The organism is Streptomyces sp. DSM 42067, from assembly GCF_055792885.1.
In genome coordinates this window covers 4884689-4910651 of sequence record NZ_CM147706.1, presented here as the reverse complement: position 1 = coordinate 4910651, position 25963 = coordinate 4884689, and the positions used below count along the sequence as shown (strand labels likewise).

Genomic DNA, 25963 nt, shown 5'->3' with positions numbered 1-25963 from the left:
GAGGACGGGAACGGCGGGAACGGCGAGAAGGACGGGAAGGGCGCCGAACCGTCAGGTGCCGGGTCGCTGTGACGTCGTGCCGAGCCAGGCCGTGGTGTCCGGGCCGAGGTGGCCGTTCTCGAGTGGTGTGCTGGTCAGGAGGAGTTCGCCCGGGGGCAGGGGGACCGGTTCGGGGGACAGGTTCGTGATGCAGCTCCAGCCGCCGGAGCGGGCGAACTGCAGTACGCCGGGGGCGCTGTCCGCCCAGGTCAGCGACTCGTCGCCGAGCAGTTTGCGGCGTAGGCGCAGGGCCGTGCGGTAGAGCTCCAGTGTGGAGCCCTCGGCCTCTTCCTGGGCCTCGACGGAGTAGGAGGCGAAGCTCTCCGGCTGCGGCAGCCAGGCGGCGCCCGGGCCGAAGCCGTACGACGGGCCGGTGCGGGTCCACGGGAGCGGGACACGGCAGCCGTCGCGGCCCTTGCGGACATGGCCGGTCTGCTCCCAGATCGGGTCCTGGAGAACCTCTGGGGGCAGGTCCGCGACCTCAGGCAGGCCCAGTTCCTCGCCCTGGTAGACGTACGAGGAACCAGGCAGCGCCAGCATGAGCAGGGTCGCCGCGCGGGCCCGGCGCAGTCCGCGTGCCGCGTCGATCGCGGGGGCACGGCCGCCGGACAGCAGCCAGGCGTCCGGGTCGGTGCCCTCGGGGAGGACGAGCCGCGAGGCGTGTCGCACCACGTCGTGGTTGGACAGCACCCAGGTGGCGGAGGCACCGGCGGCGCGTGCGGTGTCCAGCGAGACGGTGATGACCTCGCGCAGTTCGCGGGCCGACCAACCGGTCTTCAGGTACTCGAAGTTGAACGCCTGCCCGAGTTCGTCCGCGCGGGCGTACAGCACGCGCCGGTGGTTGGGCACCCACGCCTCGGCCACCGCCATCCGCGGCGGAGTGTAGGCGTCGAGGACCTTGCGCCAGTCGCGGTAGATCTCGTGGACCTCGTCCCGGTCGTAGAACGGATGGGTGCCGTCCGCCATGGCGACCAGTGCTTCCTCGCCCTGCAGGTCGTCGCCGAGGTCCCGCAGCGGTTCCGTGAGGTCCTTGGCCAGACCGTGCGCGACATCGATACGGAAGCCGTCGACGCCGCGGTCGGACCAGAAGCGAAGTGTGGTGCGGAAGTCGGCGCGGACCTCCTCGTTGTCCCAGTCGAGGTCGGGCTGCTCGGGGGCGAACAGATGCAGGTACCACTGCCCGTCCGGCACCCGCCGCCACGCGCTGCCGCCGAAGACGGACTGCCAGTCGGAGGGCGGGAGTTCGCCGTGGGCGCCTCGGCCGTCCCGGAAGACGTACCGGTCGCGGGCGGCCGAACCCGGCCCGGAGCGCAGCGCCTCCTGGAACCAGACGTGCTGGTCGGAGGTGTGGTTCGGGACGATGTCGACCAGCACCTTCAGGCCCAGGCGGTGGGCCTCGGCGACCATCGCGTCGAAGTCGTCGAGCGTGCCGAGGCGCGGGTCGACGTCCCGGGGGTCGGCGACGTCGTAGCCGCCGTCGGCGAGCTCGGACGGGTAGAAGGGGCTGAGCCACAGGGCGTCGACGCCGAGGGTGCTCAGATGTGTCAGACGGTGGGTGATGCCCCGGATGTCGCCGAGGCCGTCACCGTCGGCGTCGGCGAAGCTGCGCGGATAGATCTGGTAGATGACGGCTTGGCGCCACCAGCTGGGGTCCTTGGGTGAGATGTCGGGCGCGGACGCGGAGCGTTCGGTCACGCGGTCTCCCTGGGGGTGCGGAATTCGTCGGCGGGTCCAAGAGCACGTGGCTACGATCGGGACTCTCACATGCCTTCCCCCTGCGGCACGGAATCAAGGGCGCCGGATGCCGCACACGGCGGCGTTCACCTGGCCCGGGCATTCATGCCCGGGAATCTGGCGCAGGCGGACGGCCTCGACTTCAACGTGCTCACCCGACCGTCCGCTCCCTACGACCTGTTGTGAGCGCGGCGTCCGGGTCGTCGAGCGCGTCGGCGAGCCGCGCCAGGAGGGTACGGAGCTGCTCCCCGTTGTCCTTCGTGAACAGGTGGCCCAAGTCCACAAGGCACGCAGATATCTGATGGTCCATCTGTTGCTGGCGCTGGAGTCCGCGCGGGGTGAGCTGGGCGAGTACGCGGCGCCGGTCGGCGGGGTCGATCCGCCGGTACACCAGGTTCTGGTCGACGAGTTGGTCGACGATCTTGGTGAGGCTGGACATCGGCAGGAAGACGCAGTCGGCGATGGCCGACATGTTGTGCCCCCGGCCGTCGGAGAGCAGGTCCAGCACCCGCCAGGCCTCGATGGAGCAGTCGAACTCGTCGAGTACGGACTGCACTCGGCGTACGGAGAGGCGTTCGGCCCGCGTCAGCAGCCGGAGCAGTTCGTGGGGCCGGCCGGCCATCGGCACTCCTCAACTCGGTTCCTTGGCCCGCCAGTCCGCGGGAACCCCCAGCAGCGTACTGCCGGGACCTGCACTCTTGACAGCCTTCAACGGAAAGCCAATACTTCCCGCAGGAAGCATTAATTGACCTTCCCCAATCCGTTATCAAAGCCGTTGCCGAGATGCCGAACGCGCGCATCTCCGGTGGCGGCTTTTTCTTTTCACCGGCCGGTTCCGTGCGCGAGGCGAAACCGCTCTTTAAGTCCGCCGAAACGCCGTGGAAACGGCATCCCCCCAGGCTGTGGACCGCACTTCAGCGGATCCGGCCCGGACACCACCACTGGACGGCTGGGAATTCGCGCGCCAACGCCGCCGCCTCTGAAGCGCCTTGTGTCTCTTTCCCCAACCCCCTCCGCTCCCCTCCCCCCATTGCCCTCTCATTCCCCTCACACACCTCACCGATTCGCCCTCGATTTTCCCACCGCCCTTCTTGGGCAAGGAGGTATTCCATGTCCGGGCTCAGCATCACCAGACGCGGACTTCTGACGGCCGCGTCGGCCGTCGGCGCGTCCGCCGCCCTCAGCGCCTGTGGCGCGAAGACCGGCAGCGACACGTCCTCGGAAGCGGCCGGGGCCACGGCGGACACCTCCGGCAGCACGGTGAAGATCGGCCTGCTGAACTCGCTGTCGGGCACCATGGCCATCAGCGAGGTGACGGTGCACAACGCGCTGCTGCTGGCCGTCAAGGAGATCAACGCCGCCGGCGGCGTGCTCGGCAAGAAGCTCAAGGCCGTCAGCCAGGACGGTGCGTCGGACTGGCCGACCTTCGCCGAGAAGGCGGAGAGCCTGATCAAGGAGGACAAGGTCGCGGCCACGTTCGGCTGCTGGACCTCGGCCAGCCGCAAGGCCGTCAAGCCGGTCTTCGAGAAGTACAAGTCGCCGCTCTTCTACCCCGTGCAGTACGAGGGCCTGGAGCAGTCGCCGTACATCTTCTACATCGGCGCGACGACCAACCAGCAGATCGTCCCGGCCCTCGACTACCTCAAGAAGCAGGGCCTGACGCGGCTCTACCTGGTCGGCAGCGACTACGTCTTCCCGCGCACCGCCAACAAGATCATCAAGGCGTACGCGAAGGCCAACGGCATGACGGTGGTCGGCGAGGACTACGCGCCCCTGGGCTCCACGGAGTTCAGCACGATCGTCAACGAGGTCAAGGGCTCCGGCGCGGACGCCGTGTTCAACACCCTCAACGGCGACAGCAACGTGGCGTTCTTCAAGGAGTACAAGTCCGCGGGGCTCACCGCGAAGAGCATGCCGGTGCTTTCGGTCTCCATCGCCGAGGAGGAGGTAGCGTCCATCGGCACGCAGTACCTCGAGGACCAGCTGACGGCGTGGAACTACTACGAGACCACGCCCGGAGCGGCGAACGAGAAGTTCGTCAAGGCGTACCAGGCCGAGTACGGGGCGAAGAAGCCGACCAGCGACCCCATGGAGGCCGCGTACATCTCGGTCTATCTGTGGAAGGCGATGGTCGAGAAGGCGGGCTCGTTCGACGTCGCCAAGGTGAAGGCGGCGGCCGACGGGATCACCTTCGACGCCCCGGAGGGCAAGGTCACGGTCGACGGCGCCACGCAGCACGTCTACAAGACGGCCCGGATCGGAAAGATCGGCTCGGACGGGCTGATCACCGAGGTGTGGAACTCGGGCAAGCCGGTCAAGCCGGACCCGTATCTGAAGGGCTACGACTGGGCGTCCGGCCTCTCCTGAGTCGGGGCCTCGGTCCCTGTCATGCGGACCCGGCCTTCGTACAAGGCCGGGTCCCACCGCGCCCGCACCCCGTCCCGACCCGGAGCCGCTCCATGACGGTCATCCTCAACCAGTCCTTCACCGGCATCAGCATCGGTGCCGTCCTGCTGCTCATCGCGCTCGGTCTGACCCTCACCTTCGGGCAGATGGGCGTGATCAACATGGCGCACGGCGAGTTCATCATGGCCGGCGCCTACACCACGTACGTCCTGCAGAAAGCCATCAGCGGCGCCGGAGTCTCGCTGCTCGTCGCCCTGCCCGTGGCCTTCCTGGTCGCCGGTGCCATGGGCGCGCTGCTCGAATGGCTGCTCATCCGGCGCCTCTACACCCGGCCGCTGGACACCCTGCTGGTCACCTGGGGCGTCTCGCTGATGCTGCAGCAGCTCGCCCGGGACATCTTCGGCGCGCCCAATGTGCAGACCCGCGCCCCGGACATCCTCACCGGCAACATCGCAGTGGCAGACGGCATCTCCCTTGCCAACAGCCGCCTGTTCATCCTCGGGCTCGCGCTGCTGTCCGTACTCGCGCTGACCCTCGTACTGCGGTTCACCCCGCTCGGCCGGCGCATCCGGGCCGTCGTGCAGAACCGTGACCTCGCCGAGGTGTCCGGCATTGCGACCGGCAAGGTCGACCGGATGACCTTCTTCATCGGGTCGGGCCTCGCGGGCGTGGCGGGCGTCGCGATCACCCTGGTCGGCCCGATCGGGCCGACGACCGGCACCAACTACATCGTCGACGCCTTCCTCGTGGTGGTCGTCGGCGGCATCGGGCAGCTGAAGGGCAGCGTGATCACGGCCTTCGTCCTCGGCGTCCTGCAGTCCGTACTGGAGTACTCGACGACGGTCAGCGTCGCCAAGGTGGTCGTGCTGGTGGCGATCGTGGCCTTCCTCCAGTGGCGTCCGCAGGGCCTGTACACACTGCGCACCCGGAGCCTGGCATGACGACGACATCCGCACCCACGACCCCGGAGCCCGGGACCGCTCCCGAGCGCGTCTCGCCGGTCACGCGGTTCCGTGTTCCCGGAGGCTTCGCCCTGGGCGCCGTCCTCCTCCTCGGCATCGCACCGCTCGCGCTCACCGACTTCCGGCTCGCGCTGCTCGCCAAGTACCTCTGCTGGGCGATGGTGGCGGTCGGCGTCAGCCTCGCCTGGGGGCGGGGCGGGCTGCTCGTACTCGGCCAGGGCGTCTTCTTCGGCCTCGGCGGCTACGCCATGGCCATGCACCTCAAACTCGCCGACGCGGCCGACACGGGCATCCCTGGCGCGCTGCCGGACTTCATGCAGCTGTACGGCACCGGAGAGGCGCTGCCCTGGTGGTGGAAACCCTTCGGCAACCCGGTCTTCGCGCTCGCCGCGACCGTGCTGCTGCCCATGGCCGTCGCCGCGCTGCTCGGCTTCTTCGTCTTCCGCCGCCGGGTGCGCGGCGCGTACTTCGCGATCCTCAGCCAGGCGCTCGCCGCGGCCCTCGCGATCTGGCTGGTCGGCCAGCAGGCGACCACCGGCGGCACCAACGGGCTCACCGACTTCCAGGGCTTCTTCGGATACGACCTGGACGACCCCGCAAACCAGCGGACGGTCTACTTCATCATCGCCGTCAGCCTGCTGCTGCTCATGGCCGCGGCCCGGCAGCTGTTCGTCAGCCGCTACGGCGAACTCCTCGTCGCCGTAAGGGACTCCGAGGAGCGGGTCCGGTTCCTCGGCTACGACCCGGCCAACGTCAAGCTGGTCGCGTACGTCGTGGCGGCAGGCATGGCGGGCCTCGCAGGGGCCCTCTTCGTACCGGCCGTCGGGATCATCTCGCCCGCGCTGATCGGCGTCGTGCCGTCCATCGGCTTCGTCATCGGCGCGGCGGTCGGCGGACGGGCGTCCCTGGTGGGCGCGGTGCTCGGCGCGATCGCGGTGGCCTGGGCGCAGAGCACGCTCTCGGACGCGTTCCCCGGCGCATGGACGTACCTCCAGGGGCTTTTGTTCGTCGTGGCGGTCGGCTTCCTGCCCGGCGGACTCGCATCCCTCGGGGCGGTCATCCGGCGCAACCGCATTCGTACTCGTACGGGAGAGGCAGCATGAGCGGCGAGGGGCTGACCATCCGCGGTCTGCGGGTGTCGTTCGACGGCTACACGGCGGTCGACGGCGTCGATCTCGACGTACACCCTGGCGACCTGCGGTTCCTCATCGGCCCGAACGGGGCGGGGAAGACCACGCTGGTCGACGCGGTCACCGGCCTGGTGAAGGCCACCGGATCGGTGCGCTTCGGTACGAACGGCGACGGTACGGAACTCATCGGCAAGCCCGTGCACAAGATCGCGCGGCTGGGCATCGGCCGTACGTTCCAGACGGCCACGGTGTTCGAGGAGCTGACCGTACTGCAGAACCTCGACATCGCCGCCGGGGCCGGGCGCGGGCCGCTGACGATGCTGCGGCGCCGCAAGGGCATACCGGACACGGTGGCGAAGGCGCTGGAGACCACCGGCCTGACCGAACTGCGCGACCGGCCCGCGGGCGTGCTGGCACACGGCCAGAAGCAGTGGCTGGAGATCGGCATGCTGCTGGTCCAGGACGTACGGCTGCTGCTGCTCGACGAGCCGGTCGCGGGCATGAGCCACGAGGAGCGCGAGGCGACCGGGGAGCTGCTGCGGCGGGTCGGCGAGGACCGTACGGTCGTCGTCATCGAGCACGACATGGACTTCATGCGCGCCTTCGCCCGCAGCGTGACGGTGCTGCACGCGGGCAAGGTGCTCAGCGAGGGCACGGTGGCGCAGGTCCAGGCGGACCCGAAGGTGCAGGAGGTGTATCTGGGGCGCGCCCGTGACGAGGAGTCCGCCGACGCGGCACCCGCTGTTCTGTCACCGGCCACCGGTGAAGCCACCCCCACCACGACGGCCTCGGCCCAGGAGGCGTGATGCTCGAGATCGACGACATCCGGGTCGGCTACGACCGCAGCCCGGTCCTGCACGGCGTCACCGTCGCCGTTCCGAAGGACGGCGTGGCCGCCGTGCTCGGCCACAACGGAGCCGGGAAGAGCACCCTGCTGCGCGCGGCCATGGGACTGCTCAAGCCCGGCAATGGCACGGTGCGTCTCGACGGGGAGGACATCACCCGCCTCGCCCCGCACCAGCGGGTGCCCCGCGGCATGGCGTACGTACCGCAGGGCCAGCAGGCCTTCCCTCACCTGACCACAGCCGAGAACCTCCAACTCGTCGCGGACGGAAGGCCGGACGGAAAAGAGGCGATCGCGGAGGCGCTCGACCTCTTCCCCGCCCTGCGCGAGCTGTCCGGTCGCCGCGCCGGGCTGCTCTCCGGCGGCCAGCGCCAGCAACTCGCCATCGCCCGCGCCCTGATCACCCGCCCCCGGCTGCTCCTGCTCGACGAGCCGACCGAGGGCATCCAGCCCTCCGTCGTCGCCGAGATCGAGGAGACGATCCTCGCCCTGACCCGGCGCGGCGGCCTGTCCGTACTCCTCGTCGAGCAGCACGTGGGCTTCGCCATGCGCGCGGCCCAGCGGTACTACGTACTGGAGGCGGGCCGGGTCACCTCCTCGGGTGAGGGCGGGGCGGAGGCCGAGCAGGCCGTACGGGCGGCGCTCAGCGTATGAAGCAGGGCCCCGGCGGCCGCTGGAACGGGCCGCGTCCGGGGCCGGTCACCGGCATAGGATGCACGGATGAGCGAGAAGGCCACACAGCAGAACGGCGCCGCGACGGGCTCCAGGGTCACCGGATCCCAGACGCTCGCGCGGGGGCTGTCGGCGCTGGAGCTCGTCGCCGCTCATCCTCAGGGACTCGCCATCCAGGAGGTGGCCGAGCGGCTCGGGGTGCACCGGACCATCGCGTACCGGATCCTGGCCACGCTCTCCGACTTCCACCTGGCCGTTCGCGGCCCGGACGGCCGCTATCGGGCCGGTTCCGGCACGGTGACGCTCGCGCGCGGGTACGCGGCCGGGGTGCGCGAGGCCGCGCTGCCAGTGCTGCGGCGCGCCGCCGACGACCTGGGGGCGACCGTCGCCCTGATCTCGGCCGAGGGTGACGAGGCGGTGGCCGTGGCGGTCGTGGAACCGCGCTCTGTCGATTACCACCTCTCGTACCGGGTGGGCAGCCGCAACCCGATCGGGATCGGGGCGGCCGGGCTCGCGCTGGCGGCGATGCGGCCGCCGTCCCCGACGGAGCCGGAGGAGGTCCGCGAGGTGCGCTCTGCTGGGTACGCCCGGACGTTCGGGCAGATCGAGCCGGGGGCGTACGGGGTGGCGGTGCCGCTTCGTACCGCTGACCCGGCGTTGCACATGTGCGTCAACCTGATCACGTCCCGGGAGGACGTGGCGCGGGATGCGGTTCCTGTGATGCGGGCTGTGGCCGACGAGATCGCGGGGCTCGCCGCGGCGGGCTGACCGCCCGTCGTCTGAGGGCGCCCGCCCTCTGGCCTGGCGCAGGTCATACGCGACGGCACCGTACGGCGTGGGTTGTGCCCACCCCTCCCCCAGCTTCCGCTGGGAGGTGCTCCCATGCCCTTACGACAATGGGGGAGGGATGTGCGCCCGCTGGGCGTGCCCCCAGACCCTTAAGGCACTGGGGGAGTACATCCCTGCGCGGCCCCGACCCAGCCGCCGGCAGGTGCCGCACCCACCCGCGGCGTGCGGCCGCGGACGCCCGAGGCACCCACCGGCAGGTGGCGAACCAGCCACCGGCCGGAGGTCGCGCACGCGCCCCGGCCCGCCACCGGCAGGTGGCGAACCGCCCCCGACGCGCCCGCAGGGCCGTGTGGGCCACATCTCCGGTTCCCCGTCAGGGGTTGACAGTTCCACGCATCGCCCCAGACGATGCATCTATCGCACGGTTGTGAGCGATAAATGAACAACCTGCGTCAGCCTCGTTACCTCGACGGAGAGCACGCGATATGCCTGAGAACCCATCTCCAGCAGCCATGGATCCCGTAGACGTCGTGATCGTGGGAGCCGGCCCCACCGGGCTGACGCTGGCCAATCTGCTGGGTCTCTACGGCGTGCGCGCCCTGCTCGTCGAGGCGAACAACGAGCTCATCGACTACCCGCGTGGCGTCGGCATGGACGACGAGAGCCTGCGCGCGTTCCAGCAGATCGGCCTCGTGGACGAGGTCCGCAACCACACCACGCCGCACCAGATCATGCGGTTCGTGAACGGCAAGGGCGTGCTGCTCGCCGAACTCGACCCACAGACCGACGAGTTCGGCTGGCCCCGGCGCAACGCCTTCATCCAGCCGCTGGTGGACGCGGAGCTCCACCGCGGCACCACCCGCTTCGAGCACGTCGATGTCGTGTTCGGCCACCAGATGACGTCCTTCGCCGAGACCCGCGACGGCGTCACCGTGGACCTGATCGGCCCCGACGGCGACCCGCTGACCGTAACCGCCCGCTACCTGGTCGGCGCGGACGGCGGCCGCAGCTGCACCCGCAAGGCCCTCGGCCTGCCCTTCGAGGGCAAGACCGAGCCGTCCAGCTGGCTGGTCGTGGACATCCGCAACGACCCGCTGGGCACCCCCAACGCGTACATGGGCTGCGACCCGGCCCGTCCGTACGTCTCCATCGGCCTGCCGCACGGCATCCGCCGCTTCGAGTTCATGCTGATGCCCGGCGAGGACCAGACGTTCGCGGACGACGACAAGAACCTGCACAAACTGCTCGGCCAGCTCATCCCCGACCCGGCCCGCGCCGACATCATCCGCCGCCGCGTCTACACCCACCACTCCCGCGTCGCGGGTTCCTTCCGCAAGGGCCGCGTCATGGTGGCGGGCGACGCCGCGCACCTCATGCCCGTATGGCAGGGGCAGGGCTTCAACAGCGGAATCCGCGACGCCGTGAACCTCGGCTGGAAGCTGGCCTGCGTGGTGCGCGGCACGGCGAGCGAGCGGCTGCTCGACTCGTACGACAGCGAGCGCCGTCCGCACGCGGCCGCGATGGTCGACCTTTCCGACAAGGTCGGCAAGGTCATCTCACCGACCAGCCGGGTGCTCGCATCGGCCCGTGACCTGGTCTTTCGCGGCCTGGGCGTGGTGCCCGCCGTCAAGGACTACGTCGCGCAGATGAAGTTCAAGCCGATGCCGTTCTACGAGCAGGGCGCAGTCGTCCACCGCGAGGCGGACACGACCGGCTCCCCCTGTGCCGGACGCCTGTTCATACAGCCGCGGGTCTCGACCCGGGACCAGACGGACGTGCTGCTGGACGAGGTCACCGGCCCCTGGTTCACGGTCGTCGCCTGGAACAACAACCCCCTGGCACTGCTCGACGACCAGGCCCGAGCCGTCTGGCGGCAGCTGGGCGCCCGCTTCGTCGAGGTCCGTCCCGACTCGGGCCTGCACTACGGCGAGCAGCCCGAGGGCGTGACCCTCGTCGGCGACACGACCGGCCGTCTCAAGGCCTGGTTCGACCAGCGCCCGGAGTCGTTCGTCGTGGTGCGCCCCGACCGTTTCGTGGCCGGCGCCTGCCTCGCCCAGAACGCCTCGTCCCTCACCCACCGCATCGCCGAGTCCCTGCACCTGATCCCCGGAGGCAACGATGCCCCTCGCCCTGTGCTGCCTGTCGCACTCCCCGCTGATGGAGTACGTGCAGCCGCAAGCTGACGTCCGCGGCCGGGTGGACGAGGCCCTCGCCTCCGCCCGCTCGTTCGCCCGGGACTTCGACCCCGAGCTGGTCGTGATCTTCGCGCCGGACCACTACAACGGCTTCTTCTACGACATGATGCCGCCGTTCTGCATCGGCGGACGCGCCCACGCCATCGGCGACTTCAAGACGCCCGAGGGCCCGCTGTCCGTGGACCACGACGCGGCGCTCGCGATCACTCGCGGAGTCCTCGATGCCGGGATCGACACCGCGCTGTCCGAGGACATGGTCGTCGACCACGGCTTCTCGCAGCCGCTGGACATCCTGCTCGGCGGCATCGACAAGAAGCCGGTCGTGCCGGTGTTCATCAACTCCGTCGCCGAGCCCTTCGCGCCCGTGTCGCGCATCCGGCAGCTCGGCGAGGCGGTCGGCCGGGCCGCCGCGGCGATGGACAAGCGCGTGCTGATGGTCGGCTCCGGCGGCCTCTCGCACGATCCGCCGGTGCCGCGTATGGCCCAGGCGGACACCGAGGAGAAGGTCCGCAAGCTGATCAACAACCGCAACCCATCGGACGAGGCACGCGCCGCCCGCCAGGCCCGCACCATCGCCGCGGCCGAGGCGTTCGCCAAGGGCGAGTCGGACATGCACCCGCTCAACCCGGAGTGGGACGAACTCGTCCTGGACACCCTGGGCGACCCCGCGCGCCGCCCGGACGTGGACGGCTGGACCACGGACTGGTTCGCCGAGCAGGCGGGCAATTCCGCGCACGAGGTGCGCACTTGGATCGCCGCCTACTCCGCACTGGCCGCTGCCGGCGACTACCGCGTCACCAGCCGCTTCTACGAGGCCATCGAGGCGTGGATCGCGGGCTTCGCGGTCACCACCGCCGTCACCGCCTGACTTCGCTCCCCGCACAACCCACCTACGGCAGGAGAGACATGTCCGCCATCTACCCCTCCGTCTGGCTCGGCTTCTCCCAGACGTCGTTCACCCTCGAGCAGGTCCAGGTCGGCCAGTGGAGCACCCGCGTGCTGACCGCCGGCCCCGCCGACGGCGAGCCCCTCGTGCTGATGCACGGCACCGGCGGCCACCTGGAGACGTACGCGCACAACGTGAAGGCGTTCACGGACGCCGGCTACCGCGTGATCGCGTACGACTTCCCGGGCCACGCGGGTACCACCCACGCCACCGAGGACCTCGAACTCCCGCACTACGTCGAGCATCTGCTCGGCCTCCTCGACGTCCTCGGCATCGAGAAGGCGCACCTCAGCGGTGAGTCCCTGGGCGGCTGGGTCGCGATCAAGTTCGCCGCCCAGTACCCGGACCGCACCCGGAAGATCATCCCGAACACCCCGGGCGGCACCATGGCCCGCCCCGAGGTGATGGACAAGATCCGTACGCTCAGCCAGGCCGCCGCGGACGACCCGTCGTACGAGCGCGTGAAGGCCCGTCTCGAGTGGCTGATGGCCGACCCGGCCACGGTCACCGAGGAGCTGATCGCCACCCGCCGCGCCCACTACTCCCGCCCGGGCTACGCCGAGTCGGCCCGCGCCCTGCTCTGCCTGCAGGACCCGGAGATCCGCCGCCGCAACCTGATCACCGACGAGGAGCTGGCCGCCGTGAAGGCCCCGGCCCTGGTGATCTGGTCGTCCGACGACCCGTCGGGTCCCGCCAAGGCGGGCCTGGACATGGCCGAGAAGATGCCGCAGGGCCGCTTCGCGCTGGTCGAGAACGCGGGCCACTGGCCGCAGTGGGAGCAGGCCGAGTACTTCAACAAGCTGGTCATCGACTTCCTGGCCGAGGACAACTGAGGCACTGAGTCGTCCCCGGCAGCCTGGGCCGCGCCGAGCCGCGCCCCGGCGCCACTGAGCCGGGCCGGGCTCCAACGAGCCGCGCCCGACGCCACCGAGCCATGCCCGACGCCACTGGGCCGTGCCCGGCGCGCCGCCAAGCCGTGCCAGGCACTGCTGAGCAAGGGCCGGCTCCCCAGACCGCGGCCGCTCGACTCTGCCCTGACCGAGCGACCGTCCCGCCGAGAGGCGGTGTGGACCTTCCCCCCTGAGGTCCGCATCGCCTCTTCGGCATGCCCGGAGGCCTGGCGACCGGCGCTGAATCGTGTGGACCGGCGCTGAATCGTGGGCACCACTCCGCATCACATCCCACCGGGCGCCCGATGATCGATCATTCCGGCAACTCTTGACACGGCCGGACAACCCCCGCACTGTGTTCGCTATCTACACGCGATGGTGCGGAGTATGCACAGGAGTCGAGAGGCCCGGCTGCGCGCACCCACGTGCCCACCCATCCGGAGAGCCGCAGATGCCCACCAACGACGCTGCCCGTCGCAGCCAGTCGCGACGGATCGCCCTGTCCAGCTTTGTCGGCAGCGCCATCGAGTTCTACGACTTCCTGCTCTACGGAGCCGCCGCCTCGCTCGTCTTCAACGAGCTGTTCTTCACCAGCCTCAACCCGCTCACCGGCACGATCGCCGCCTTCGGCACCCTCGCCGCCGGCTACGTGGCCCGCCCGCTGGGCGGCATCGTCTTCGGCCACTTCGGCGACCGCGTCGGCCGCAAGTCGATGCTGGTGCTGACCATGACGCTGATGGCGCTGGCCAGCTTCGCCATCGGCCTGCTGCCCACGTACGACCAGATCGGGATCTGGGCGCCGGTGCTGCTGATCGCGGCCCGGCTGGTGCAGGGCATCGCCGTCGGCGGCGAGTGGGGAGGCGCCGCCCTGATGGCCATGGAGCACGCCTCGACGGAGCGGCGCGGGCTCGCGGCCAGCTTCGCGAACATGGGCGGTCCGGCAGGCGCCGTGATCGCGACCGCCGTGTTCGCCGCCTTCTCCGCCCTGCCCGAGGACCAGTTCATGTCGTGGGGCTGGCGGGTGCCGTTCCTGCTCAGCGTGGCGCTGCTGGCGATCGGCCTGTTCATCCGGCTGAGGGTCACCGAGAGCCCCCTGTTCACCGAGGCCCAGCGCCGGGCGCAGGAATCGGAGGTCAAGCAGGAGGCCCCGCTGCTCACGGTGTTGCGCCGGTACCGCAAGAACATCGTGCTGTCCTGCCTCGGCGGCTGCGGCGCCCTGGTCCTGCAGTCCCTCCTCGCCACCTTCATGCTCACGTACGCGACGGGGCTCGGCTACGAGCGCTCCACGGTCCTGCTCGCGCAGACCGTGTCGTCGGCGCTGCACATCTTCACGATCCCCGCGTTCGCGGCCCTGTCGGACCGCGTGGGCCGAAAGCCCGTCATGATCAGCGGCGCGCTCGTCGCCGCGGTGGCCGCGTTCCCGCTGTTCTGGCTGGTCAACAGCGGTTCCGTGGCCCTGCTGTTCGCGGCGTACATCCTCGGCAACCCGATCCTCCAGGCGTCGATGTACGGACCGATGGCGGCGTTCGTGAGCGAGATGTTCGGCACCCGCGCCCGCTACACCGGCGCCTCGCTCGGCTACCAGCTCGCCACGACCCTGGGCGCCGGCACAGCCCCGCTGATCGCCAGCAGCCTGCTGTCCCGTGCGGGCGGCGGCTCCAACTCGACGACCGTGAGCCTCTTCATCGCCGTCGTCTGCCTGGTCAGCGCGGCGGCCATAGCCCTGACCCGCGAGTCCCACCGCACCGACCTGAGCGACACCGCCGAGACCGCCACGGCGGACGGCACGAAGGACCGGACGCCGACGGCGACCGCCGACGCCACTTCCTGACACGGCACATCCCCGTCCTGGCGCCACGCGCGGCAGGCGGCACCCCAGCGGACGGCGGACTCTCAGCGGACGGCGGGCCCCGGCGACGGAACCGGAGGCCCCGCCGTCCGCTGCGTTCATCCCGGAGCGCACCCGTCGGGCCCCTCTGTCCCGGAGCGCACCCATCGGCCCTCTGTCCCCCGAACGCACCCATCGGCCCCTCTGTCCTGAAGCCCTCTGCTGCACTCCCGTCGCACGGGCGCTCGATCCCCCGCAGGGCGACACTGGAGACATGACCCCGCAAACCGCGAGCCGACCTGGGGTGATCCGATGAGCACTCTCGAAGAACATGTCGACATCGATGTTCCGGTCGATGTGGCCTGGGACTCCCTCCACCGCGTGGAGAGCTACCCGCGGTTCCTCGAAGGAGTACGCGAGGCGCGTACGGAGGGCGCGAACAGAGCGCACCTCGACGTGGAGGCGGGCGGCCGGGCTCAGGCGTTCGACACCCAGATCACCGACCGCGCCGACGCACACACGATGGAGTGGAAGACCACCAGCGGCCCCGACCTGGCCGGATCGTTCTCCCTGCTGCCCATCGACCAGCAGCACACCCGGGTCCAGGCCCGGATCGAGTACGACCCGAGTGCCGTGAGGGAGGCGTTCGGCGGACCCAAGGGCTTCGCCCAGGCGACCGCGATCGAGCGGCTCGTACGGAACGACCTCGAGCAGTTCAAGGGCCTGGTCGAGCAAGGGCGCTGAGGCCGCGCGCGGCGACGACTCCCTGCGGGGCGGCCAGGCGGCCGCCCCGCGGGTTCTGCCCTGATGCGCAACCGGTGGGCACCGGTGGGTAGGCCGGTTGCCGGGTTGCAGAGGCTCAGGATCCGATGTACGCCCCCCGGTGGGCCCGGACGACGCCGTGGGGCGCTGAGCTGCCACGACCGGCCACGAACGCGTGCCGTGAATTCCGGCTTCCCGGGCGAGGGAAAAGCCGACACGGCGGAGGCGGGACTTTCTCTTTTGTGTGAACCCCGGAGCGAACATCCGCGCGTCGGGTCGGTGCCCCGTGGCGTCGTGCAAGCCTGACCTACGCAATTTCTGTTCGCAGGAATTCGCAGAAACGACCGTTCACGCCAGTGCGGCAAACGGGTGAATCCGGCTTCGAATTGACTAGGAGAAACGTTTCCTCACCCTGCATCGCATCGTTCACGGGTTGCAGGTCATGGTGCGAGTCGAGTCGTTCAAGGTCCGGCCCGCTCGGTTGATCCGTCACATTGGCATGACCGCAGAAAGGGAAAATCCGTGCAGTTCAAGAAGACCGGGACACTGGTCGCGGGAGCGCTCATGGCCGTGGGCATGGCGTCGCCGGCACTCGCCGACGCCGATGCGAACGGCTACGCCTCCGACTCCCCGGGCATCCTCTCCGGCAACGTCATCCAGGCCCCCATCCACGTGCCCGTCAACGTGTGCGGCAACACCATCAACGTCATCGGCTTCCTGAACCCGGCGATCGGCAACGACTGCGTGAACAACGGGTCCGGGCCGGACGGCGGCCACGACGGGCCGCCCTTCGGCCACAAGCCGCCCTACTACGACGGTGAGCACGACCACCACCCCTGGGACAAGGACAAGTGCAAGCCCTGTGAGGAGCCGGAGCCCTGCAAGCCCGACTACCCGGAACCCTGCGAGGAGGACGGCAACTGAGCCCGCGCCTGATAGTCGGTAAGGGAATCCTCGCGGCCGCGGCCGCGACGGGCTTCCTCTCCCTGCCTGGCGCATACGCCCTTGCGGACGCGGACGCGTCCGGATCGGCGTCGGACTCGCCCGGCGTTCTGTCGGGCAACGACATCCAGGCACCGGTCGACGTACCGGTCAACGTCTGCGGCAACACTGTGGACGTGGTGGCCGCTGTCAACCCCGCCGTCGGCAACACCTGCGGAAGCGGCGACGCTGACGCACCTCGCTGTTGCAGTAACGATCCTGCCGGGTCGGGCCACTGCTGCGGCAGCGAACCGACCGGTTCGGGGCTCGGCAACGAGTCACCAGCGGTTCCGCGCACCGCGGAGCCCGGCGCGGGTCAAGGTCCCCGCGCCAACCCGGCTGGACCCCTCGAAGGACAGGGACAAGAACGAGAGCTCGGCGCCTCCCCGCAGAGCGGCTCCTCGATCCCGGCCCAACGGGTGCACAGCTATGGCGAGCTGGCCGCGACGGGTGATCCCGGCAACGCGATCGGCATTGCCGCTGCCGGAGCGGGGCTGCTCACCGGCGGTGCGATGCTGTATCGACGCGTCGGGGCCACGGCTCGCCGTTGACGGTCGCTGCAGGCGGTCCGCTGGCGTTCCGCCGCCGGCAGCACCGATAGGCCCGTTCCCGTTCCGGAGCCCAGATCCGGAACGGGAACGGCGCCTTTTTATGGGCGATCCATTCGCCCGAGCCACCATAACAACGGATCATCCGGCACCGAATTCGGCGCAGAAATCAGGCATGAGTGCGCGGCTCCGGATAGCACCGAGGGCCTTCGGAACCCGCCCCATTTGGGCTTGTACGTAAACGTGCATCACCCAATCGGCGGCACAACCCGGGTGAAAAAGAACCGTTGTGCATAGGGTCGGGCACCCGTTCCGGCCACGCAACCGAATACCAAGGAGCATTTCTCCATGTGGCGTACCGCGAAGGTTCTTGTTCTGTCCGGCGTTGCCGCCGCCTCCGTGGCGGGCACCGCGGGCGTTGCCGCTGCCGACGCTGACGCGACGGGCAGCGCCGCCAACTCCCCGGGTGTGGTCTCGGGCAACGTCATCCAGGTCCCCGTGCACGTCCCGGTGAACGTGTGCGGCAACACCGTCAGTGTCATCGGCCTGCTGAACCCCGCGGCCGGCAACTCCTGCGTCAACGACTGAACAACCGGGTCGGCTCCTCTTCACGGCCGGTCCCCTTCCGTGGCCGCTCTCCGCATCACAGGGGGGCGGCCACTCGGTCACTACGGAGCCTTTGACACCACGGTGCCCCTCACACGGGGCGCAGCGTCTGGGGCGAAGCAGCCGCTGCCGCCTCCGCGTCGTGCCGGTCCTCCCGGGCCGGCACGACGTGTGTCCGGCGTGCTACGAGGTGGTGAGGCGGACCGCGAACACAGTGGTGTCGTCGGCGAGATGGCCGCCGGTGTGCAGCAGCGTCGCGTCCTGTACCAGCCGGACCAGTCGTGACGGCTCTGCCACGCGGGGGTCGTCGACGAGCGCCGCGGCGATCTGCTCGCGCAGCGGGAAGAACTCGCCGCTCGCGTCGCGTGCCTCCGTCACCCCGTCGGTGACCAGCAGCAGCGTCTCGCGGGGCGCGATGCGGACCCGCTGCAGGGGTGGCGGCCCACCTGCCAGATCGCCGAGTCCGATGGGCAGCCCGTCGCCGGCCGCCAGTTCGCGTACGCCGTCCGGGCCGACCGCCAGCGGCGGTTCGTGCCCGAAGTTGACGACGTCGATGTACACGCCGTGCCCGCCGTCCTGGTCGTCGTCCGCGTCGTGGTCCGGTGGCGGGAAGCCGATCAGGACCGCGGTGGCGAAGCGCTCGCTGTCGAGTGCGGTGTCGGCCTGGATGACGTCTCCGCTGGCCGTGACGGCGTCGCCTCGGACGGCGTCCATCACGCCCGTCGTACCGTCTGTGTACGCGCTGTCGTATGCAGGGTCGTAGGTGCTGTCGTATGCGCTGTCGTGCGCGCCGCCGTATGCGCCGACACGGCCGCGAGCCGCCTCGATCAGCGCCATATGGGCGCGGTGGCGGCGCATGCGGATCTCCAGTCGCTCGGCGACGGTCGCTAGGTCCGGCTCGTGGTAGCCGGACTCGCGGAAGCTGCCGAGCAGCACCGATGCCACGGCCACCGCGCCCAGGCCCTTGCCCTGCACGTCGCCGACCAGGAGGCGGGGACCGTACGGACTGGGCTGGATGTCGTAGAAGTCGCCGCCGACCAGTGCCTCGCTCTCCGCCGTGAGATAGATCGCGGCATGGTCGAGCCCGTACCAACGCGACGGCAACGGGCGCAGCACGGTGCGCCGGGTGGTCTCGATGATGTCCCGCATGTGCCGCATGCGCCGCTCCTCGCGGACCCGGATCCAGCACGCCGCCGTGGCCAGTGCGCCGCCGACCGCGACGAGGATGAAGTCGGACAGACCCACCCGGTACTGGCGCTCCCAGGCGGTGTCGATCAGGAAGTACGTGACCATGGCGACGGCGGCGTAGCCCGCGGTGGTCCACACGCCGCACATCGCCGCGGCCGTGGCGGGGACGACGACGAGCCACGAGATGGTCCGGAACTCACCGGACGTCTTCCCGTCGATGATGACGACCACGAGGAGCACGACGAGCGGCAGGATCCAGGCGATGCTGTGGCCGCGCACGCGCAGGTACGACTGCGGTGGCCGGGCCTCCAACTTGTCCATCACCCGCCCCACCGGCTCAGTACGCGACCGAGATCCGGGTACGCGGATGGGCGTTGCTCTCGAGCTCCTCGACGAAGGCGGCCGCGTAGTCCTCGACGCTGATGCGGCTGTGGCCCTCGGCGTCGCTGAGCAGCTGGTCGCCGCCGATGCGGAACTTGCCGGTGCGTTCTCCGGGGCCGATCTCCGCGGCCGGCGACACGTAGGTCCAGTCGAGGTCGCCGATGGTGCGGTAGAAGGCGAGGACGTCGCGGTGCGCGAGCGCCTCGCCGAGGTAGTCGGCGGGGAAGCCGGGCTGGTCGACCAGGGCCTCGCCGGGTGCCACCTCCAGGCTGCCCGCGCCGCCGACGACGACCAGCCGCGAGACGCCGGCGGCCCGTACCGCGTCGACCAGGGCCCGGTTCAGGGCGAGGAAGGGCTCCCTCGGGTCGCTGCCGTCGCGCGGCGGCACCAGCGCGGAGGCGACCGCGTCGTGCCCGGCGGCGAGGGCGGCGATGCGGGGCGTGTCCGCGGCATCCGCGGCGGTCGAGGTGACGCCCGGTGCGGGGGCCTTTCCGGAGCGGCTGACGCAGGTGACGTGGTGGCCACGGGTGGTGGCCTCGACGGCGATGCGGCTGCCGACCATGCCGGTGGCGCCCAGCAACACGATCTTCATGTACGGCTCCTGTTGTGCGCCGCGCGGACTGCGTCCAGCCAAGCATGATGGGGTACGGGGCGCATCCGGACGGTTCGATGCGCCCGCCGTCGTGGGCACCGCACTGAGACCGGTCGGTCTTATGACCAGACAGCCCCTGCCAGGGCCGTGCCGACGAAAGCCGCGCCCAGGGCCGCCATGATGCTTGCGGCGACGTTGGCCGCTGCCAGGAGACGGGCGCCGGTTTCTGCGAGGCGGAGTGTCTCGTACGAGAACGTCGAGTACGTCGTCAGAGCTCCGCACAGGCCCGTGCCGAGCAGCAGTTGTACGGGGGACGAGGTCGCGCCGGCCATGACCGCGCCGGTCACCACGCCCAGGATCAGCGATCCGGCGATGTTGACCGCGAAGGTGCCCCAGGGGAAGACGGTGTCGTGGCGGGACTGGACCGCGCGGTCGGTGAGGTAGCGCAGGGGGGCGCCCACCGCGGCGCCGACGACGACGAGTAGCCAGTTCACGTCTCCCGCTCCCGTCCGGCGTATGTGACGACCTCGCAGTCGTCGAGCATGACCAGTCCTTTGGCGACGAGATCGTCGAGTTCGGGCAGGAACGCGCGTACCCGCTCCTCGGCGTCGACGATGACGACGGCGACCGGCAGGTCCTCGCTGAGCGACAGCAGCCGCTGGGTGTGGACGAGCGAGGACGCACCGAACCCCTCGATGCCCTTGAACACGCTCGCGCCCGCGAGGCCCGCCCGGTGCGCGCGGTGCACGATCTCCGTGTAGACCGGGATGTGGTGGTACTGGTCGCTCTCACCGACGAAGACGGTCAGGCGCACGGCGCGGCCGGTGAGGCGCGGGCTGGGATTCGTCATCGTCTCCTCCTGGAGGCTGCCACGGCCACTGCCGCGGCCGTCGCGCGGCGGGTGGCCGCGGATCCGGCCCAGACCGCGGCCAGCGCGGCCACCGGCGTCAGGGCGAGATACGCCAGGGCGGTGCGCACCTCCCCAGAAGCGGTCAGGCGCTCGATGTCCACCGCGTACGTGGAGAAGGTGGTGAAACCGCCCAGGACACCCGTGCCGAGGAAGGGCCGCACCAGCGGGTGCGCCTGCCGGCCCTCGGTGATCACCACCATGAGGACGCCCATGAGCGCGCAGCCCACGGCGTTCACACCAAAAGTCGTCCAGGGGAAGGTGCCGTGTGCGGTCGGCCAGAGCAGCGAGGCACCGTAGCGGGCGGCGGCGCCCATCACGCCGCCCAGCGCGACGACGGCGAGCACCGGACCCTGCCCGCGCAGCAGCAGCGGCACACGCGTGACCACCGGGCCACCGTCGGCACCGACACCGCCCGCCACACCCTCGGCCGCCTCGGCTCGACGCGCTCCCATGGGCCCAGGCTACGGCGGGCGGCTGTGCGGCTCCTCCAAGGGTCCGGCGCCCTCGGGAGAAGCCCTTCCGCCGGCCTCGAATTCGCCTCCGACCCGCCTCCGATCCGCTTCCGATCCGCCTTCGATCCGCCTCCGACCCGCCTCACCTGACGCTTCCCGCCCGCCTCGCATCCGCTGTGCGTACGACTTGCCACCGGTCGCTCCCAGGTGTGCCCTGGAAGTCGGGGCGAAGACGGGGGTCAGCAGAGAGAGGAGCCTCGTCATGGCTCACGTGGCACGCGCATCCGGCGGCACCGGCACTTCGGGCATACAACGAATCTTCGACAAGCTGCCTCCCGGCCTCCGGCCGGCCACCACCGCGGCATGGGCGGTACCCGTCGTACTCGGCCTCGTCTACGGCCTCTGGGCCTCCGGCATCCAGCGCGATGCCGGCCCGGTCACCGTGGGCAACGTCTTCTTCGGGATCCTTATGGGAGCCCTCGTCGCGGCGATCACGTATGCGCTGCACAGCGCCGGGCCCCGTATGCGGCGCGAGACGCGTGCGCTCGCCTGGACGGCTTTCGCGGGCATCGCGATCGGCTATGTCTTCAGCCTGACCGGAGCCAGCGTGCTGTGGTCCACGGTCCTCGCTCTGTGCGTGGCGGCCGGCGTCTTCGCGGCGGCCTTCTACCACTACTACTCGAACGAGGGCGAGACGGACATCGGCCAGATGAGGCGGACGACCGGACCCACACGGTCCGAGGAGTAGAAGCGAGCCGCACGGTCCGGCCGGATCAGATCCGGCCGGACCGCGGTGTTTCTTGCGCCTGTTGGGCCGTCCGGACTTCGGCGTCCCCAGGCCTGTCCGGACTTGGGCATCTCTAGGCCTGTCCGGACTTCGGCGTCCCTAGGCCTGTCCGGACTTCGGCGTCCCTAGGCCTGTCCGGACTTCGGCGTCGTGTCGGGCGTCAGCGCCGTCAGCCATGGCTGACGCAGCAGCGGCTGGTTCTTTCCGTCGTACGACAACGGGTCCGTGCACCTCTGGTACGGGCACGGGTCCGTGCAGTCGGGCACGGACCGGCCACGGGTGTCCACGTACTCGGCGTTGGCCCAGCCCTTGGCTCCCTCGAGCCAGTACCAGTACGGGTTGTCGGCGACGGTCGGGCCCGTCGTCCTGCACTCGACGCGGTCATGGGTGCCCCGCGCCAGTACCGCCACGACCGCGGAGGTGTTGTTCGGGTCCTCGCGGACCTTCAGGTCGGAGGGAGACACCACCGTGCCCTGGATGTCCTCCTCGACTGCCGGGACGCCCGCGGACGCGGGAGCCGTGGCGGCAAGGGTCAGGGCGCCGCCCGCGAACAGGCCTGCGGCCACGGTTCGGAAAGCCGTAGTACTGCGCATGATCGCCTCCTTTGCCCCTCGTCCAGGAAACACCCGTTCAGGTGAACGCTCCACCGGAGCGATCACGCAGCGTGAGCGGATCCTCGATGAAGGGCCGCCGTACGGGACGAAACCGCCGTCGTGGATCGGGACCGTCCCGCACCGGCCGCCCGGATCCATCGGAAGGGCGTCTTCGCGCGGCCGGATGCAGTCGCCCCGATGGTGGCCGGGGCGACCGGGGTGGGTCATGGAGGGGTGCGGAGAGTCCTTTCAGCGGTGCTGATCATCGTCGCGTGCGCGCTCGTCGCGCCAGGCGCACTGTCCGCGTGGGCGAGGTACGAGATCGGGGACACCGACGCGTATGTCGCCGCGATGGCGCCGCTCGCGTCCGACGCCGATGTGCACACCGCCGTCGCCGACGCGGTCGCCGACGCGGTGGTGAGGGAGATCGACACGAGTGAGCTCGGATCCGACGAGGCCGTCGAGAGCTTCGTGCACGAGGCGGTGCGGTCCTTCGCCGGTACCAGCGCCTTCAGGACCGCGTGGGACGCGGCGAACCGCGCCGCCCACGGCGCGGTGATGCAGGCGCTGTACGGCGGCGGCAGCCGGAGCACGGGCGACGACACCCTCGCGGCCGGTCACACCGGCGACGACACCCTCGCGGCCGGTCACACCGGCCACGATGCGGGTGACGGCGAGGGCGGTGGCGGCGTTGGCGACGACGGTGACGGGGGCGGTGTCACGATCGACCTCGCGCCCATCACCGAGCAGGTCAAACGCCAGCTGGTCGCCGACGACGTGCCGTACGCCGACCGCATTCCGGTGCGGCACACCGAGGTCACCGTGATGGATTCGGCGTCATCAGGGGCCTTGCCGCAGCTGCGCAAGGGGTTCCGGATGCTTCAGATCACCGGCTTCTGGCTGCCCGTCGCGGCGTTGGTGCTCGCCCTGGCCGGGATCGCGCTGGCCGTCCGCAGGCGCCGCGCGGTCACGGCGGCGGCGTTCGGCATGGCGCTGGGCGCGGCGCTCCTGGAGGCCGGGATCGTCGTGGGCCGACGCCTCACGCTGGACGATCTGCCACCGGACGTGTCCCGCGCGGCCGCGGGAGCGGTCTACGACGCGCTGACCGAATCGCTGCGCACGGTGGCGTGGATCATCCTCGCGGTGGGCGTGGCGGTGATGCTGGTCGGCTGGGTGCTCGGGCGGTTCGGGGGAGTCGGGCCGGTCCGGCGGCTCCGGGAGATCCGGACGCTTCGGTCACCTCTGATCAGCCGTGACGCACGAGCTCAGCCAGCGTCCGAAGAGCCGCCGCAAGATCCGGCGGCGGAGCAGACGCAAGTCCGAGCCTGACGGCGTCCGGGGCGGCGCCGGGGCCGACCGCGAAGGCGGAGCCCGGCGTGACGGCGATGCCACGCTCGGCGGCGGCCGCGGTGAACGTATCGGCGCGCCAGGGCGGAGGCAACTCCCACCAGACGTAGTAGCCGTACGGGTCGACACGCACGGCGAACCCGTCCAGATACTCGGCGACGAGCCGCTGCCGCCGGGCGGCGTCCGCCCGTTTGGCGGCGACGAGCCGGTCGACGACGCCGTCCTCGATCCAGCGGACCGCGGCCTCCAACGCGAAGCGGGAGGCGGTCCAGCCTCCCGAACGGAGCGTTGCGGCGACATGGCCGCCGCCGCTCCCCATCCCCGGCGCCCCCGCCGGCACCGGCGTCGGCATCGGCATCGGCATCGGCATCGGCAGGACGAGGAACCCGACCGTGAGCCCAGGGGCCACCCGCTTCGACAGGCCGTCGACGACGTATGTGCGCTCGGGGGCGTACGCAGCCAGCGGCGGTGGGGCGTCCGCGTGGAGGAAGGACCAGATGCGGTCCTCGACGACCGGCAGCCCCAGGCGCCGTACGGCGTCGGCGAGTTCCTGCCGCCTCCGCCCGGTCGTCGTCAGCGAGGTCGGATTGTGCAGGGTCGGCTGCACGTACAGCGCGCTCAGCGGCGCCCTGCGATGGGCGGTCTCGAGCGCGGCCGGCAGGATCCCCTCCTCGTCGGATGCGAGCGGCACCAGCGTGATGCTCAGCCGCTCCGCTATCTCCTTGACCAGCGGATACGTCAGCGATTCGACGCCGACGCGGCCTCCCGGCCGGGACAGCGAGGCGAGCGCACCCGCGATGGCCTGGCGCGCGTTGCCGGTGAACAGGAGCCGGTCGGGGGCGGGAGACCATGCCCCGTTCTCGCCCCCTCCGCACTCGCGGGCGAGCAGCGTGGCGACCGCCTCGCGCGCCCGTGGCGTACCCGCGGCGGGCGCGGTACGGGTGGCATCCGCGAGGACGTCGGGCCGCAGCAGCGGCGTGAGCGCGTTGCCGAGCAGCTCCGACTGCCCGTCCATGACCGGGTAGTTGAGCTCCAGATTGACCGGTGCCGCCGTCGCGGGCTCGGCGAGCGCCCGTCCCGAGGGCGGTGCTGCGGCGCGGACGAACGTGCCCCGCCCGACCTCGCCGACGACCAGCCCGCGGCGCACGAGCTCGGCGTACACCCGCCCGGCGGTCGAGGGGGCGATGCGGCGCCGACGCGCGAAGGCGCGCTGCGGCGGCAGCCGGTCGCCGGGTCGGAGCCGCCCCGAGGCGATGTCCTCGGCGACCAGATCCGCGATGCGCCGGTAGTCGTTCACGGCCGTACCACCCCTCTTGCCTGCGTCCTTCTTTCCCACCCGCCCGATTGCACCGAGGGCAAAGAGCTTATTGCACCGAGAAGTTGAGGCGTTCTAGCCTCCTGCCCATGGCACCCTTCCTCGCATACGAGGACAAAGGCGCGGGAATGCCCCTTGTCCTGATCCACGGTCATCCCTTCGACCGGACGATGTGGGCCCCGCAGGTCGCGGCCTTCGCCGGCAGCCACCGGGTCATCGTCCCCGACCTGCGCGGCTACGGCGCCTCCCCGGTGACCCCGGGGATCGTCCCGCTCTCGACGTTCGCCGAGGACATCGCGCAGCTCCTCGGCACCCTCGCCATCGACCGCTTCGTCCTCGGCGGGCTCTCCATGGGCGGCCAGATCGCGATGGAGTGCTACCGGCTCTTCGGCGAGCGCATCCGCGGCCTGGTCCTGGCGGACACGTTCCCGGCGGCCGAGACGCCCGACGGCAGGCAGTGGCGGCGCGACCTGGCCGACCGTCTGCTGCACGAGGGCATGAAGGGGTACGCCGACGAGGTCCTGTACAAGATGGTGGCGCCGGACGCCCACCCGGACGTCGCCGCCCATGTGCACCGCATGATGACCGCCACCGACCCCGAGGGCGCGGCGGCGGCACTGCGCGGCCGCGCCGAACGCCCCGACTACCGCGACCTCCTCACCCGTGTGACGGTCCCCTCCCTGGTGGTGGTCGGCCGCGACGACACGTACACCCCGGTCGCCGACGCCGAGGCCATGCACGCGGCCCTGCCCCAGTCGACGCTCGCGGTCGTCGAATCCGCGGCCCACATGCCCAACCTGGAACGCCCGGCGGAGTTCAACGCGGCCCTGGCCGAGTTCCTCGCGCGCATCGGGGACTGAGCGCGCCCCCATGCCCGCGTGGCTACCGTCGTGCGCTGCTGGGCGGCAGACGGCAACCGTCTGCCGCCCAGCCCCGTCTTTGAGGGAGGATTCGGGCATAGCGCGAAACCTCGGAAACCTCGACGGAAGGCGGGCCTTGGAGAGCACAACGGCCAGGGAGGTGCCCTCGTGCCCTTGACGGTATGGGAGAGGGCGGGGGCCGAACC

General features: G+C 70.7%; 25 protein-coding genes and 1 pseudogene. 17 read left to right on the top strand and 9 right to left on the bottom strand.

The annotated features are described in order from the left end of the window. Positions 1–51: 51 nt before the first annotated feature. Entirely contained in the window at positions 52–1734 is a 1683-nt protein-coding gene (locus tag ACSMXV_RS22520) for a glycoside hydrolase family 13 protein (protein ID WP_473173120.1), read from the bottom strand. Between the two features lie 190 nt (positions 1735–1924). Further along, positions 1925–2395 carry a MarR family winged helix-turn-helix transcriptional regulator gene (locus ACSMXV_RS22515; protein WP_473173119.1) on the bottom strand — a complete coding sequence of 157 codons (471 nt, stop codon included), beginning with the start codon at positions 2393–2395 and terminating at the stop codon, positions 1925–1927. A 488-nt stretch (positions 2396–2883) separates the two neighbouring features. Here ACSMXV_RS22515 and urtA point away from each other — a divergent pair, with 488 nt between their 5' ends. The 14 genes and pseudogenes from urtA to ACSMXV_RS22445 all read left to right on the top strand — a co-directional run bounded on the left by urtA (position 2884) and on the right by ACSMXV_RS22445 (position 17314). Next, positions 2884–4140, top strand: a complete 1257-nt coding sequence (urtA, locus tag ACSMXV_RS22510; RefSeq protein ID WP_473173118.1) for an urea ABC transporter substrate-binding protein — start codon at positions 2884–2886, stop codon at positions 4138–4140. A 92-nt stretch (positions 4141–4232) separates the two neighbouring features. Continuing rightward, positions 4233–5120 carry an urea ABC transporter permease subunit UrtB gene (gene urtB / locus ACSMXV_RS22505; RefSeq protein WP_473173117.1) on the top strand — a complete coding sequence of 296 codons (888 nt, stop codon included), beginning with the start codon at positions 4233–4235 and terminating at the stop codon, positions 5118–5120. Further along, entirely contained in the window at positions 5117–6244 is a 1128-nt protein-coding gene (gene urtC, locus ACSMXV_RS22500; protein ID WP_473173116.1) for an urea ABC transporter permease subunit UrtC, read from the top strand. Before urtB ends, urtC begins: the two co-directional genes overlap by 4 nt. Next, positions 6241–7077, top strand: a complete 837-nt coding sequence (gene urtD, locus ACSMXV_RS22495; RefSeq protein ID WP_473173115.1) for an urea ABC transporter ATP-binding protein UrtD — start codon at positions 6241–6243, stop codon at positions 7075–7077. The genes urtC and urtD overlap by 4 nt, the downstream gene beginning before the upstream one ends. After that, the gene (urtE, locus tag ACSMXV_RS22490) at positions 7077–7769 is read left to right on the top strand and encodes an urea ABC transporter ATP-binding subunit UrtE (RefSeq protein ID WP_473173114.1); all 693 of its coding nucleotides are present in this window, start codon (positions 7077–7079) and stop codon (positions 7767–7769) included. Before urtD ends, urtE begins: the two co-directional genes overlap by 1 nt. 66 nt (positions 7770–7835) lie before the next feature. Next, positions 7836–8555: an IclR family transcriptional regulator gene (locus tag ACSMXV_RS22485; RefSeq protein WP_473173113.1), complete on the top strand. Its 720-nt coding sequence runs from the start codon at positions 7836–7838 to the stop codon at positions 8553–8555. 533 nt (positions 8556–9088) lie between these two features. Next, positions 9089–10759, top strand: coding sequence for a bifunctional 3-(3-hydroxy-phenyl)propionate/3-hydroxycinnamic acid hydroxylase (locus ACSMXV_RS22480; RefSeq protein ID WP_473173112.1), 1671 nt, complete (start codon positions 9089–9091; stop codon positions 10757–10759). Then, positions 10734–11639 (top strand): 3-carboxyethylcatechol 2,3-dioxygenase, encoded by a 906-nt coding sequence (locus ACSMXV_RS22475; RefSeq protein WP_473179036.1) that lies wholly within the window; start codon positions 10734–10736, stop codon positions 11637–11639. Before ACSMXV_RS22480 ends, ACSMXV_RS22475 begins: the two co-directional genes overlap by 26 nt. Positions 11640–11677: 38 nt before the next feature. Continuing rightward, positions 11678–12550: an alpha/beta fold hydrolase gene (locus tag ACSMXV_RS22470; RefSeq protein ID WP_473173111.1), complete on the top strand. Its 873-nt coding sequence runs from the start codon at positions 11678–11680 to the stop codon at positions 12548–12550. 508 nt (positions 12551–13058) lie between these two features. After that, the gene (locus tag ACSMXV_RS22465; RefSeq protein ID WP_473173110.1) at positions 13059–14438 is read left to right on the top strand and encodes an MFS transporter; all 1380 of its coding nucleotides are present in this window, start codon (positions 13059–13061) and stop codon (positions 14436–14438) included. A 309-nt stretch (positions 14439–14747) separates the two neighbouring features. Beyond that, positions 14748–15179 (top strand): SRPBCC family protein, encoded by a 432-nt coding sequence (locus ACSMXV_RS22460; protein ID WP_473173109.1) that lies wholly within the window; start codon positions 14748–14750, stop codon positions 15177–15179. Between the two features lie 582 nt (positions 15180–15761). Further along, positions 15762–15950, top strand: a pseudogene (locus ACSMXV_RS22455) (chaplin); the annotation flags it as partial. 125 nt (positions 15951–16075) lie between these two features. Beyond that, the gene (locus ACSMXV_RS22450; protein WP_473179035.1) at positions 16076–16729 is read left to right on the top strand and encodes a chaplin; all 654 of its coding nucleotides are present in this window, start codon (positions 16076–16078) and stop codon (positions 16727–16729) included. 345 nt (positions 16730–17074) lie between these two features. Beyond that, the gene (locus ACSMXV_RS22445; RefSeq protein WP_473173108.1) at positions 17075–17314 is read left to right on the top strand and encodes a chaplin; all 240 of its coding nucleotides are present in this window, start codon (positions 17075–17077) and stop codon (positions 17312–17314) included. Between the two features lie 201 nt (positions 17315–17515). On the opposite strand, the gene ACSMXV_RS22440 is transcribed toward ACSMXV_RS22445, so the two are convergent. The 5 genes from ACSMXV_RS22440 to crcB (ACSMXV_RS22420) all read right to left on the bottom strand — a co-directional run bounded on the left by ACSMXV_RS22440 (position 17516) and on the right by crcB (ACSMXV_RS22420) (position 20855). Then, positions 17516–18841 carry a PP2C family protein-serine/threonine phosphatase gene (locus ACSMXV_RS22440; RefSeq protein ID WP_473173107.1) on the bottom strand — a complete coding sequence of 442 codons (1326 nt, stop codon included), beginning with the start codon at positions 18839–18841 and terminating at the stop codon, positions 17516–17518. A 16-nt stretch (positions 18842–18857) separates the two neighbouring features. Continuing rightward, positions 18858–19493 carry an NAD(P)-dependent oxidoreductase gene (locus ACSMXV_RS22435; protein WP_473173106.1) on the bottom strand — a complete coding sequence of 212 codons (636 nt, stop codon included), beginning with the start codon at positions 19491–19493 and terminating at the stop codon, positions 18858–18860. Positions 19494–19612: 119 nt separating this feature from the next. Beyond that, positions 19613–19987: a fluoride efflux transporter CrcB gene (crcB, locus tag ACSMXV_RS22430; protein WP_473173105.1), complete on the bottom strand. Its 375-nt coding sequence runs from the start codon at positions 19985–19987 to the stop codon at positions 19613–19615. Then, positions 19984–20343, bottom strand: a complete 360-nt coding sequence (locus ACSMXV_RS22425; RefSeq protein ID WP_473173104.1) for a DUF190 domain-containing protein — start codon at positions 20341–20343, stop codon at positions 19984–19986. The genes crcB (ACSMXV_RS22430) and ACSMXV_RS22425 overlap by 4 nt, the downstream gene beginning before the upstream one ends. After that, positions 20340–20855, bottom strand: coding sequence for a fluoride efflux transporter CrcB (gene crcB, locus ACSMXV_RS22420; RefSeq protein WP_473173103.1), 516 nt, complete (start codon positions 20853–20855; stop codon positions 20340–20342). Before crcB (ACSMXV_RS22420) ends, ACSMXV_RS22425 begins: the two co-directional genes overlap by 4 nt. Positions 20856–21117: 262 nt before the next feature. Here crcB (ACSMXV_RS22420) and ACSMXV_RS22415 point away from each other — a divergent pair, with 262 nt between their 5' ends. Then, a complete protein-coding gene (locus ACSMXV_RS22415) occupies positions 21118–21603 on the top strand; it encodes a hypothetical protein (RefSeq protein ID WP_473173102.1) in 486 nt (161 codons plus the stop codon). A 164-nt stretch (positions 21604–21767) separates the two neighbouring features. Here the strand turns inward: ACSMXV_RS22415 and ACSMXV_RS22410 are convergent, their stop codons facing one another. Then, positions 21768–22235, bottom strand: coding sequence for an SH3 domain-containing protein (locus ACSMXV_RS22410; RefSeq protein WP_473173101.1), 468 nt, complete (start codon positions 22233–22235; stop codon positions 21768–21770). A 255-nt stretch (positions 22236–22490) separates the two neighbouring features. Between ACSMXV_RS22410 and ACSMXV_RS22405 the strand changes: the two genes are divergently transcribed. Then, entirely contained in the window at positions 22491–23564 is a 1074-nt protein-coding gene (locus ACSMXV_RS22405) for a hypothetical protein (RefSeq protein WP_473173100.1), read from the top strand. Here ACSMXV_RS22405 and ACSMXV_RS22400 read toward each other — a convergent pair. Beyond that, on the bottom strand, positions 23482–24879 hold the full coding sequence (locus ACSMXV_RS22400) for an aminotransferase-like domain-containing protein (RefSeq protein WP_473179034.1): 1398 nt from the start codon (positions 24877–24879) through the stop codon (positions 23482–23484). The two genes, ACSMXV_RS22405 and ACSMXV_RS22400, sit on opposite strands and share 83 nt — an antisense overlap. A 107-nt stretch (positions 24880–24986) precedes the next feature. Between ACSMXV_RS22400 and ACSMXV_RS22395 the strand changes: the two genes are divergently transcribed. Beyond that, entirely contained in the window at positions 24987–25757 is a 771-nt protein-coding gene (locus tag ACSMXV_RS22395; protein WP_473173099.1) for an alpha/beta fold hydrolase, read from the top strand. Positions 25758–25963: the final 206 nt, after the last annotated feature.